Source organism: Halobacillus sp. ABD4_316, from assembly GCF_056161385.1.
In genome coordinates this window covers 133,927-147,143 of the sequence record NZ_JBSWZA010000005.1, presented here as the reverse complement: position 1 = coordinate 147,143, position 13,217 = coordinate 133,927, and the positions used below count along the sequence as shown (strand labels likewise).

At 40.3% G+C, this 13,217-nt stretch carries 9 protein-coding genes; all 9 read right to left on the bottom strand.

Going from position 1 to position 13,217, the window contains the following annotated elements; translation table 11 throughout:
* Positions 1-142: 142 nt before the first annotated feature.
* On the bottom strand, positions 143-1,408 hold the full coding sequence (locus tag ACXAJH_RS17545; RefSeq protein ID WP_474994786.1) for a DnaB-like helicase C-terminal domain-containing protein: 1,266 nt from the start codon (positions 1,406-1,408) through the stop codon (positions 143-145).
* 19 nt (positions 1,409-1,427) lie between these two features.
* A complete protein-coding gene (locus ACXAJH_RS17540; protein WP_474994784.1) occupies positions 1,428-2,198 on the bottom strand; it encodes a P-loop NTPase family protein in 771 nt (256 codons plus the stop codon).
* A gap of 12 nt (positions 2,199-2,210) precedes the next feature.
* A complete protein-coding gene (locus ACXAJH_RS17535) occupies positions 2,211-2,990 on the bottom strand; it encodes a helix-turn-helix domain-containing protein (protein WP_474994782.1) in 780 nt (259 codons plus the stop codon).
* Between the two features lie 282 nt (positions 2,991-3,272).
* The gene (locus ACXAJH_RS17530; RefSeq protein WP_474994781.1) at positions 3,273-4,247 is read right to left on the bottom strand and encodes an N-acetylmuramoyl-L-alanine amidase; all 975 of its coding nucleotides are present in this window, start codon (positions 4,245-4,247) and stop codon (positions 3,273-3,275) included.
* Positions 4,248-4,314: 67 nt separating this feature from the next.
* Positions 4,315-4,743, bottom strand: coding sequence for a phage holin family protein (locus ACXAJH_RS17525; protein WP_474994780.1), 429 nt, complete (start codon positions 4,741-4,743; stop codon positions 4,315-4,317).
* Between the two features lie 73 nt (positions 4,744-4,816).
* Positions 4,817-5,266: a YiiX/YebB-like N1pC/P60 family cysteine hydrolase gene (locus ACXAJH_RS17520; protein WP_474994779.1), complete on the bottom strand. Its 450-nt coding sequence runs from the start codon at positions 5,264-5,266 to the stop codon at positions 4,817-4,819.
* The gene (locus ACXAJH_RS17515) at positions 5,263-5,844 is read right to left on the bottom strand and encodes a DUF4376 domain-containing protein (RefSeq protein WP_474994777.1); all 582 of its coding nucleotides are present in this window, start codon (positions 5,842-5,844) and stop codon (positions 5,263-5,265) included. Before ACXAJH_RS17515 ends, ACXAJH_RS17520 begins: the two co-directional genes overlap by 4 nt.
* Before the next feature lie 12 nt (positions 5,845-5,856).
* The gene (locus ACXAJH_RS17510; protein WP_474994776.1) at positions 5,857-8,490 is read right to left on the bottom strand and encodes a DUF859 family phage minor structural protein; all 2,634 of its coding nucleotides are present in this window, start codon (positions 8,488-8,490) and stop codon (positions 5,857-5,859) included.
* Positions 8,491-8,544: 54 nt separating this feature from the next.
* Entirely contained in the window at positions 8,545-13,215 is a 4,671-nt protein-coding gene (locus ACXAJH_RS17505) for a phage tail spike protein (RefSeq protein WP_474994774.1), read from the bottom strand.
* Between the last annotated feature and the right edge of the window lie 2 nt (positions 13,216-13,217).

The following is a 13,217-nucleotide window of genomic DNA, read 5'->3' as shown; positions in this document are numbered from 1 at the left end:
GAAATCCTTAACCAGTACTCTCCTGCCAACTAAGCTATTGTTATAAATGCTGTAGGGCATTGTGACACCTCCTTTCCTTCTCACCACTTGTAATCCTTTAAAATGTTTTTCGCTATACTGTAACCCTTTGGGCATACTTCTCCTAGATGTAGTCAACAACTGTAGCCTCCCTGATGTAACCATGGTTGTAATCTGTGTGGAGAGTAATCTCCTTATTTACTGAGGGAGTCCTTGTCTTTGCAATCTTGATCTTACCTATTCCATCATGTGCATCATAGCTGAGGATAGTACAAGCATCCTGAATAACTGCAATTGTTTCAGAGTACTGATGCAGCTCAGGGGGCTTTACAATTCTGACTCCTGTTTCATCATCTGATTGGTTTTCCTTTTCGGCAGAAGTAGGAGTCTGGTGAATGACCAAGCCTACAACTCCATGTCTGGCAAACAACTGTCTGAGCTGCCTTGATGTGTTACTCATGTTGTTCCTGTTGCCATCTTTACCTTTGTGACTCATAAGGTTGAATCCATCAATAATGACCATCTTAATGTCTGGATTGGATTGCAGATCAGCAGAAATAATATCTGTAGACAATCCTTGAGGAAGATGCTCCATAGTCTTGATGATGTATGGAATTTCATTCTCCTCATTAAACTCACTAAGATAATTCTTGTAAGTCCCCTCATTATCTAGCTGACCAGTTTTAAGATGCACATTGTTAAAGTGACCAATCAGAGTATCATTCCTTTGAGACTGTTGCTCCTTTGAAAGCTCTGGAGAGTAGTGCAGTACTCCAAAGTTATTCAGCCATGCTGTTACTCCAATATGGGAACCAATCCATGATTTACCTCTGTTAGTGTAGGCTTGTAGCAAAACATAGTCCCCCAGCTCAAATCCTCCACCTAAATATCTGGTCAGGCTTTCATATGGAGTAGGGATAAATTTGAATGTTCTTTGCTCCTTGGATTCCTCATAGGTTTCCCATCTTTCATGACCAGAGGTAGCAAAGTTGACTCCTGCATAACTATCAGCAGATGCCATCTCTTTGATTCCATTAACCTCATCAGCTAACCAATTAATGAAGTCTGTGCCTTGCAGCTCATCATATTTCTTACCTGCTTTCTTTTGCAGTAGCTCTACAGATGATCTTCTGGCTGTAGCATGTTTAAGACCTTTACATAGGTAGGCAAAGTTATCAGCAGTCTCAGGCATGTACTCAAATGCTTTAAACTTGGATACTACTGTTCTGTAGTCTGGAGTATCCCCATGCTCTTTGCTGTAGTCTCTGATGAACTCATAGACCTCAGGGATTGTATAGAAATCTGTATCTTTGATGTTGAATTTATTGAGGACATAAAAGTTATTCTCCTCAAGGACTTTACTTAGTAACTGATGTTCAATCATGCTCATTATGTCTGCCTCCTAGTAATCACTTAAACAAGCTATCTAATCTGTTGTCTGAGCCTTTAAAGCCAATCTTGACTGTCATACCTGCAATTCTTGATGCAATCCTATCTCCTAGTGAGTTTTTCATTTCTTCCATGTTCACATTAGAGGTAAAGATGGTAGCCCCTGTCCCTTGTGTATCTCTGTAATCTAAGATTTCATAAAGCTCATCCTCATATGGCTCAGAGATTCTGGAGCCTCTTGTTGCAATATCATCCAGTACAACCAGCTCAGTATTCTTAACTGCTCTTTTGAGGTTGTAGTATCTTTGAGAGGCTTCATCTTTCATCTCCATAGTCCCTCTAAACTGTGCATTAAAAGCATTCTGTAACTCAGTAGCCTTTACAAAGATTGCAGGATTGTCTTTCATCTCCTGTTGCCCTTTCAGATAGGCTCTTGATCTCTCAATGACATAATGGTTAAGGACTGTAGTAGCTGATGTTGTCTTACCAGTACCAGTACCAAATGGATTTTCATCATCTGGCAGACTGTAAAGGAACAGCCCTGCATTTTTCTCCTGTACAAAATGGAGAATATTGTTGATGTACTTGCTCAGGATTCCAAAAGCCTTAGGATTCTGCTCCTCAATAGGAAGATTCTCAAGCCTTGTTCCTTTGTATTTCTTAGGGACACCAGTAGTAGCCCAGATGCCTCCTTTACCACCCTCAACCCCATGCATGAAAGTACATGGGAAGCAGGTGTAATCACACTCTCTTTCTGTTTTATGGAAACTGCATTCTCTTTGGTTAGTCATCTGTAATCCTCCTTAAATATCAAACAAGTCTAAGGCTCTATCTGTGTCATCCTGCTCTACAGCCTTTTGCTTTCTTTCCTGCTGTTTCATTGACTGCTCCAGCTCAACCTTGTAGATGTTGTGACAAGCATCAGCAATGAATTTATAGAAGGTGAAAATGCTTGGAGTAGGATACTGTGGCTTGTACCATTTGTTCTTGTACTCTCTGAAACAGATATCAATGAGAGCCTTAATGACTTCCTCCTCATTTCCATAGTTATCAACTACTTTTTTCATGAGGCTTGTATCTTTTCTCCAATCAATGGTTATGTCATGCCCATACTGCTGTCTGAATTTCTCAGCAAAATACAATACATAATCCTTACTTTTCATTTGCTTAGGTTTCTCAGCTTTTTTTGCTGTTTCATCAGTCAGATCAGTACCAGTAACCTCACCATGAGTAATTGTGTAAATGGACTTTTTCTTAGTGCCTCCTTGCAACTCTCTGCTGAGGAGCTTCTGTCCATTAAACTCAGCCTCCAGTAAGTACTTGATGTTTCTCTGTACTGTCGCTCTGCCTTGTCCTGTTAATTCAGCAATCTTCTCCTGACTTGGAAAAGCCTGACCATTCTCATCCATGTAGCTAACAATGGCTAACAGGATTGCCAGTCTGTTCGCTCCGATGTCTGCGATAATTCCTGACTGTATTGCCTCTTTCGAGATACATACTTTAGCTGTGTCAATAACACCATCCTCAGCAGTAGAGTAAATCTTAGTGAAATCTACTGAGAGAACTGCATTTTGTTTAGTCATCTATAATGACCTCCTTAAAGTATTGCTTTCAGAGTCATCATTAGAGACAGATTTCTAAACTGTGACACCTGTGACAAAAAAGAATAAAAAAATAAGAGAGACTTTTAAAAAGCCTCCCTTTTTCCAGTAATTCCTACAATATTCACTTATCGCTATCAAAATGATACTGATAACCCTGTTTTTCGCTATCAAAATGATACCCTATCTACTACTTATATATCTCTCTTTATTTATTTAATAGTAGTAAGATACGCTATCAAAATGATACTGATATTGAGCTGCTTACTGGTCAACAACCTTTACATACTTTGGATTAGCTGTAATGTAGAGTCCAGACTTGATCTGATACATCTTTCCTCCACCAACTGTGTACTCACCTACAATAGTGAAAGCCTCACCCTCATGAACAACCTCAGCCTTATCATCCCAATCCTTACTGTTGTAAGTCCAAAGGGAAGGAGTATCTACAATAACCAACCTGTCTTTTGGTACAGGAGTAAACTTGACATACTTACTACCTGCTGAAACCCATTGATCTCCACCTACATTGTAAAGACCATTCTTCTTATCATAGGCTTTGTATTTCTCCCCTTGATGGATGACCTTAACAATCTCAGATGAGAAGGATGCAGACTCCCTGACATTTAAAGATGAAACCAGAACCTCAACTACACCAATCTGACCTGAAGCTGTAGAAACAGAAGCTGTAGAAACCTTTGAGCTGCTAATACCATTCTTGAAACTGTTCCAAGCAGAAGGACTGTCTACATAAGGCTTAGGACAGATTTTACCTGTCACATCATAATGCCTTACTACATATTTAAGAGGAATGTTGAACAGATCCATTAGATATCTGACAACCTCCTGAGTCCTCCTGACTGTCTCTGGATGGAATGAGCCATCTTTCTCAATACACATTTCAATGCCAATAGTAGTCAGGTTAGCATTACCTGAATATGTTCCACTCTTAGCCTTAAAGTGACTGATTTTGCAGGACTTTTCATTAGCATGGTAGCCAACCTCATCCAGAGGAATAATACATACAGCACTATCCTTATCAACAAAGATGTGCGCCCCTGCATATCTACCTCCACCACCATCTGAACCATCAAAGTAATCCTGATGCCCTTCTGCTGTTGCTCCTCTATTCGCTGTGTAGTGAATGACAATACCTCTGTGAGCAACCAGCTTACTACCAGGTCTTGAATATTTGTTCACCTGTACATAGTCATAGTAAAAAGGCAATGAACCTCCCATTTATATCTCTCCTTTAAATTTAGTCATAAAAAAGAGACTCAAGGAAAAAACCCTGAGCCTCTGCCAACTACTTACTGTCTTTTTCCTCATGCACTTGCTCAGAATGATCTGCAAACTGAGCCAATCTGTCTGTAATCTGTTTAGGAATACCTACTCCAAGAGCAGTCAGATTTTCAATTACTGACAAGCCCTCATTACCAATAGATAGCCATGTCATCATGGTTACAAATACTGGCTGACCATCATTGAGCAACAGGTCAAGCATGTAAGCAAAGACAATAGATAAAGCTATTGCGCCTTTCTTCATGATTCCCATATGCATGATTGCTGATTTCAGCCTTTTCTTTTGTAGACCTTTCATCAGCCCTGTCACTATATCCATAAGCATCAGTCCAATGAGTATCTGAGTAGCTACATCAAAATGCCCTGTTACAAAGGCATAGACACTCCCTGCTACTCCCACTATCCATGTACTGATCTGATTCAAGTAAGACAAACAGCATCCCCCTTTCCATCCCTAAATAAGCCTGAAAAAAGAGACCCCCAGACAGATAAAGTCCAAGAGCCTCCTACTTATTAGGATTTCTGAGAGACTGAGAATAAAGTACTAAATCCCTGTACAACTCATTAGGAGTAGCAGAGGCATTACTCACCTCTACACCTACCTCTTTCAATAACAGATAAGCTATTTCTGAGCAGATCAGGTTTTTAGGACTGCCCCACTTATCTTCCTTGACCACATAATTCAAAAGCTGAGGATAGTCATACCACCTACCAGTCAACTGGATAGCCTTTTTAATCAGCCTGTCCCTCTGTTCCTCAGTCAAGTCCATGGGAAATACCTCATAATCCTTGTGAGTCAGAGGGGTAATGACTGACTTAGTAGACCATTCAGCCTCAATGATATGAGTATCTGAAACAGCTACAGCTACATGTGAAAATTCCCCTTTATCAAAATATCTAATAATCCCAGAGATTGGAGTCTTGCCTCTAACAAAGATGATGTCTCCTGCTTTCATTTCCATTCAACTGCTTGTATTTCTTCTACAGTTTGAGCTGCTTCCACCTGAGGCATCAGTACATCCCTGTACTTGGAGATATTCCCCTGCTTATGCTGTATAATAGCCACAGTCAACTCCTGCATGATTTCTTTATTAACAGGGATTCTGGTATACTCCCCATCCTTTTTAACAGTCCACATGATCTCTGAGACAAGTCCCTCTGACAGCAACTCTCTGGAGTCCCCAAAGTTAATCTGAGCCTCTGTGTCATAAGAGAAATGATAATCCACTCCATCAATGGTATGGTAAAATCCTGCCAAGATAGCCTCCTTACAGGCTTGATTCAATTCCGCATCCTTCTTAGCCCTTTCAGATTTAATGATTTCCTCTACATCTCTGCTCTCAACCCAATCTTGCAGCTCAAAGTCAAAGACAGGGTTATAGAACACTCTATCTCCCCAACCTTCTTTATAATCCCCTGGCACTTCCAGTTTAGTTACATTGCCCTCTTTATCTGTAATTTCATCATTAAAAAGACAGACATCTAAAATGATGCCTGTCTGAAGATCAACCTGATGATATTGTTTTACTGCCATAATAATCCCCCTTTAGTTACCTGCTTTAAATGAAATGCCTGATAAGGTTACATAGCCTGTGCTACCATCTTTATGCCTCACAATTCCACTATCATAAATATCAACCCTACCTAGACCTCCACCACTTGTGTAAACAGTATGAATTTCTGTTTGAGATGGTCTGTATCCACTAGGGAGATGGAAGATATCACTACCTGAGTCTCCTCTTAAAGTCAGTCCATGTAGATGTACAATTCCATTTTTATCTTTCATGTACTCCACATAGCCATATCCTCCTCCATAATGCTCCCAACCATTAAGTAAGGATGCCCTGATATAAGATTCATTGACCAGTTCTCCATCTGAGATAAGGAGAGGCTTACTGGTAGCACTATTAATCCTTACATCTCCACCATCTGGATTGAGGTATAGCACAGATTGTCCTCCATCATCAAAAGAGGAAACCTCATTAGTATCCATTTTCAAAGAGGAGCCACTTGTAGGATTACCAATAGTTATACCCCTAGTAGAAGCTGTAGAGGCACTTACATCTCCTGTACTGGTCAACATTATGCTACCTGCAACCAGAGTACTGTTTCCTTCCTGTTTGTAAGAACCATCAGAAACAAAGTGCCAAGCATTACTTGCATCATCATGATACATATGGTCAATGTTAGTAGACCCTGCCTCCTCTGCAATAATTGCATTATTATGCAGATTCAAGGCTCCATTCAAGTCCACAGTACCATCAGTCTGAAAGCTGAATTTAGTAGAATTGTTCCATCTGAAATCCATCTTGTTACTGTCGCTCTCATCATTCCTTAAAGCCCAATCACCATTAGGAGTCTCTAGTTGTAGTACAGCATCAGTATCAGCAGTTTCTGACTTGATATTTAAAGTAGTCCATGAATCATTGATAAGGGAAAATCCACCCCTTGCCTCAAGCCTGTCATTCAAAGTAGGGAAAGTGTTTATTCCTACTGCTCTCTTCTTACTATCAATGAACAGTACAGGCTGTCCTGAGGCTACATAGATGACCTCTGAGACACTTCCCAACTTATCTGATACATATACCTCTAAGTCCCATGATTTAAGGTTATCAAGGCTCTCAGACACATTAGATGCTGTAAATGAGCTGCCAGAAGTACTGAAAGAAAAGTCCTTCCAAGAGCCATAACTACCTGTCCCTTTCTGCCTGTATCTGTATTTCATGGATACCAGAGAGTTTTTCTTAACACTACCAACAGTCAATGCTGAGAAAGAACCTGACATGCTGATTGTTGTGTCACTCTCAAAGTTATTCAGCCTCTTAGCAGAAACATTAACCTTAGGATTCTTATAAGGAAGAATGCTGATAGTCCTGCTGATGGTGGACTCTGCTCCCCTACTGTCAATTGCTTTAATGGATGCAGTCACATCACTTCCAGAAGATATAGACCCAAAGCTGAGAACAATGTCAGAAGAACTGTAGTTAGCTGTTTTCTGAACACCATTCAAAGTAACAATATATTTCTTGATGGATGCACCATACTTACCACTTGCTTTAGATGAGGAGGGCAAAGTGATCTGAATATCTGATTTATTCTGGACAATATACTGATTGTTACCTGTCACAGCAGTAGTTGTGGAGTTAGTATCTTTATAAGAGAATGACCCTCCAAAGACTGGCTCCCTCCCTGATGGGATATAAAACTGCAACAGAGCATTTCTGGTTTCCCTGATCTGCACACCCTCATAATAGGTATAGACAGCAATGTTACCTGACTTATACAAATCATTAGGCATCTCAGCATTAAGACTGTTCTGCTCTGAGCTGCTTGGAGTCCATGATGTTGATGAACCTACACCAGTAATGGTCTTTGTAAAGTTACCCAAAGTAATGACAATCTTATGAGTGAAATCATCCAAATCCACATCTAGTCCAATGTCAATCTTTTGGTCAGTATAAACATAATGGTCAAAGGCACTATTGGTTGCTGAAGCCTCAGGAGCAGTTACAGTACCATAATAAGTCTTTGAGCCAATGTATGAGCTGCCTTTATAAGTTTCAAGAATAACCTTTGATTGACCAGTAGCAGCTCCATTCAACTGAGTGAAAATGTCTTTGTTCTCAGCAGTAGTAAAGATGACATCCTTTGTATATCCAATGCCTGATACAGTCTTAATCCAGTTATCATTAACATAAATTCTGGCTGTATGAGTAAAGCTAGATGATGCTCTGGAGATGTTAATTCTAAAGAATCCACCTGCTTTCCAGTCCCTATCATTAGAGATGCTAGAGGCTCTAGGAATAGGGTCAAGTGTTACCCTGTCGCTTGCTTCCTGTCTGCCATAGTAAGTACCTGACAGCCTTACATTGATGTCAAACCATGCTCTCAGATCAACAGTTAATGTACCATCTGAGTTGTGGTCAACAGTTTTAGTTGTAGTGTTCAGGTGGTAAGTACCAGAACCATTAAATCCACTATATGACCAACTGGAGTAGCTACCATCCACATAAGACCTACCACTTTTACTAGCACTTGAATAAATTGAATAGTTAGCTATCAAATAAGATTTAAGAGTAATTGTACTCCTGTTGTTAGCCTCATCTTGAGTAGCTGACCAGTTTACTTTAAATGTGTATCCACTTCTTATAGTCTTATAAAATGAACCACTCAAAGCCATTTAAAATCTCCCCCTTGTAAATAAAAAAGAGCAGAGGCATAAGCCCCTACTCTCTTATTCATCCGCTACAAATGCCCATCCATTTAGTCCTGAGGTTTGAATTGGCACTACCTTGATTGGAGACATTGTAATCTCCTTATCAATATCAGCCTTAGACATAACAGTTACATCTTTATTTAGGGTAAAGACTTTTTCCTGCTGTCCATCAACCTCATAGTAACCTGCAAATTCCTCAGGAGTAATTGATGTGAAGCCATTGTACTCAGATGAAAACACCTTGATTCCATTTCTATTTATAGTTACATTGCTGTTATAGACTTCTCCAGTAGAGTGTTGCCATTGGAGAGGTAGCTTACCTGTATTGACCATGAGATTAGTAAAGATGATATTACTAGCACCTGTACCATACAACTCAACCTCAATCTGATTCCCTGAGACATTGATGTATCTTTCTACAATGTCATAATCATAGGATGTACCAGAGTCAAATGATACCTCATCTACTTGTCCATCATCATAGCTGATTTTCAAGTATCCACTACCACTAGAACCCTTTTTGACCTTCAAGGAGATGGTATAGTCTCCACCATTAACAGGGATGCTCTGCTTAATACTGGAACTAGAAAGCATGAATCCAGAACCTGCACCCTTAGCCTCCAGCTCAGCATTCTGAACAGTCTCAGCACCACCAGTTACAGTCCAGAAATCAGTACCTGCAAACCCTACAGAGTTTTTCAGCAGGTTGACTCCTCCACCACTCTTAAACTTGAAATTAAAGTCCTCATCTGACTGCTCAAGCTCTGACTTGGTTGCATAGTTTTCAGCAAAGGCCTTTTCCATTTCCTCAAGTCTTTTAGCCTTAGCATAATCAGACAATTCCTCTGAATCAGCTTTCTCATTAAGAGCCTCAATCAATGGAGAATCCACTTTCATGACTGTGGTGATAATTGCATCATCCTCAATTTTCTCCTCAGCAGATTGCAACCTAGTGCCAAGATCATCAACAATAGCTGAATCAGCTTTAGATGTAATCGCCTCAGAGTTTACCCTGATCTGTGATGCATAAGAGTAAATGGCTTTCTGCTGATTAACAAAGATTTCAAAACCTGCATCAGTTGAAGCATATTCTCCATCTCTATCAGAATCATAAAGAGAAATCCAGTTGATACCATCCTCAGAAATCTGGAACTCATAAGAGTAAGTCCTATTGTCATGGAAGTAAGTCCATACTTTGATGGATTCTACTGCCTCATAGACACCTCCTAAGTCAACCATTGCCCAACCAGTTTCATAGGTTGAACCCAACTCAGCATAGTTACTGGAGTTGATCTGTCCATCTGTAACATAATTCAGCCCTGTAGCTGACTCATATCCTGATGTAACAGTAGCCCCTTGAGCAATATTCTCCTCATTCTTATAAGCCTGTATCTCTACAAGGTGATTACCTGAGTTTACTGTATTTCCTCTGCCCAAATACCTCATGTATCTGAAAGCAATAGCATTCTCTGCCTTAGCAATTGTCTTAACCTCATCCTTAGTTGCCCTTAGTTTGATATCCTCAGCAGTCTGCTTGATTTCAGTATCTAAGTCCTTGAGAACAGTCTTAACTCCATCTACCTCTCCATCTGTATATGCATTAGCCCTTTCCTCAGCATATTGGTCAACCCTTGGATAGATAGCATCATAGTAGTTATTGTCACTATCAGTAATGACAGTAACCTCTCCTTTACCTGTAACCCTTGTGTGCTTGCCCCAATAAACTCCATTGTAATCAGCATGAGCAACATCTTGAGCTGCATCATAATAGTCATCTCCCACATTCATAGATGGGAGTTTATATGTGAACAGGTTAGGATTTCCTGCACCAAAATCAGTCCTTGCATAACCCACAGCATCCAAGCTGTACAGGACACCAGTAGCAAAGGACATCTCTACTTTCTTCTGCAGATCAGGTCTGGCATCATCCATAATTGCCTGAGCAAGAATCTTAGTGCCAAACTGTTTCCTGTAGTTAAAGAAAGAAGTGTACCCCTCATGCGCCCACTTATCCATAAAGCCATTTCTGCTGTCATTCTCTGCATACCAGTCATTGACCATAAAGGACTCAATCATTACATAATCCTCTGCCCCAATACTGGTAGGGATATTGTTAGGGTTGCCATCAAAATCTTCCCAATCAATGTAGATGTTCTCTTTCTTAAAGACATAATCTGCCACCCATGAGTTAGCGAATACTGGCATTCCATAAGAGTGAGCATGGTCTACAATAGCATTCTGTCTTTCTCTGGATACCCTGTAGTCATAACCAAACTCATCAGCAAAGATGCCATGAACCCCTGCATTATGCCAATCATCAATACCTTTCAACAAAGTACTGATTGTCCTGTTTTGAGTAGTCTTACCCAAAGGAATATAACCAAAGATTACTGTCTCAGGACTCAGAATCTTGATTTTCTCAATGATTGCTGTGGTGCTGGCATACTCCTCATGGTTAGGGTCTTGGTATGTGTCTCCAAGGATGATGTAGTCATATTTAATGTACTCCTGTACTGCTACATCTACATCCCATGCACTATTGATTGCAATTGGATATCCATAGAAGGTCAACAGCTTAGGCATTGTTGTAGATTGAATACCTCTGTTATATTCATCCTTGGATACCTTGAATGACAGGCTATTAACAGTCTGCTCTACACTTGACTCAACAGATTCAAACCTGTCCACTATGCCCTCCTGATCTGTAGAGTACTCAGAAGTACTTACTTTTCCTTTCAGAGCATTGTTGACCTCTGTTTTAGTGTAGGTGTCATTCTTATTAGCCTTATCAACCAACTGACCATTTACATACTCCAGACCTGCTTTATCAGCAAGGTTTTGCTCTAACTGCTGTACCTTGGAGTTATAGTCTGTGATGTTTACTTTCTTTGGCAGCTCAGCCTCAGTAGATAGCTTGAAATCTTTAAGATTCTTTACATCTTCTACAACCTCTGACTGCTTTTGTTCCTGCTGTCTGATGATAGCTGAGGAGTTTACAGGGATAATGTGACCACCAGAGGACTCAGGTTGTCTGCCATTCCTCTCAGAGTCAAATATTCTTGTCCAATTCACCCCATCCTCAGAAACATCAACCATGTGTCCCTGATATGTCCTGCCATCAAAATAGTAATGCCATGCATGGATATACTCTACATCTGTAACTACTTCTCCCAGGTCAATCTGGATGTAGTTATGTCCTGCATCTGTCCTTGCATAGAAAGAAGAATCTACAGTACCATCAGTAGCCCTTTCAGCATCTTGGAGGGATTGACTATTGGATGTAGGTACAATGCCCTCAGCAATGTTTACTCCCTGCTTGAGTACTTTCAACTCTACCCAATGGTTAGCATTATTCGCATCAGAACCATTAATCCAATCCCTGACATATCTAACCTGTAACCTCTGCGAGCTGCTTGTGAAAACATCCTCCATAGTAGGTAAGTTAGATAGGTCTTGCTTGATCTGTGGGATTTCCTCAGCCTGATTCCAAGTCTCCTCTTTAGCCCTTACTTTTTTCTGAAGCTCCTCAAGTCTCTGAGTAGCAGGTGGGATTACAGCAATGTAGTCGCCCAGCTCTACAGAATCCTCTTGAGGTTGAGTAATGGATACAGACATCCTTCTGATTCTTGCCTCAACATAAAGCTCAGGAACCATCTCACCATCAACTACTAAAATGGTATCTCCAATGCCTACCTCCTCATAACCAAATCCTGCAACCTTAGCAAGTAAAGCAACAGTAGTCTTATAGGTCATCAATGGCTTTTCATATTTCTGTAGAGCCTCAAATGTATTCTGGAAAAGCTCATAAGAGGACTCAGCCTCAGTATCCTTGTAAACACCAATGATATGCTCTCCATCCCTGCTGTATTTCTCAACAGCTTTCAAGGAACCTACATAATCTGCATTGTTGGGCTTTTCATAACCCTCAGGGAACCCACCATAGAAGTTACCTAGCTGTCCCTCAGTCTGATTGTGGAAAGTCATAGGCTTGCCATCAACTACCTTACCAACCCCAATAAGAGCAGTAACTAGCTTAGATGTATCCTCTGTCCTTTCAACTCCTTTGAGGTCTTTACCAACCCTGAATGTTTTACCTGTTTTCTGACCTATCTCCCTGTAAAGAGACACTTTCTGCTTAGTAACAGTAGTCCCTTGAACCTCATACTCATAGTTAATCTCAGCACCATATTGAGCTGCTACATCAACCAAAGCCTCAAGTTTGTTAGGGTAGTCATCAATAGTAATATCCAGTAGTCCAAAGTCATCCATTACCTCACCAAGAACCCAATCAGAACCTGCAAGAATGGACTCTACAACCTCATCAATCTGAGCAGAGTTAAATGTTACTGGTCTAACTACATCCTTAATCAGATCATCTTGTGCAGAGATTTCAGCATAGACACTCTTATAAAGTGTGCCACCATCCCTAACATCATTAAGCTCCTTGATTCTGTACAGCTTGAAACCATACATCTTATCTGGATAAAGAATGTAATTATCAGCCACAACATTTACTGCATCCTTATGATTAGCAGGTACTTTCAACTCCAGATAATCAGTCTGCTCATCCAGGTCTCTAGTCTGAAAATCATCATAAAAAGGCAAAGAAAAAGGCATCCTATTAGATAGGACACCTACTGTCTTTTTACCTTTATCAAGTAAATACAAATTCAATTGTTTGTCTGCCAACT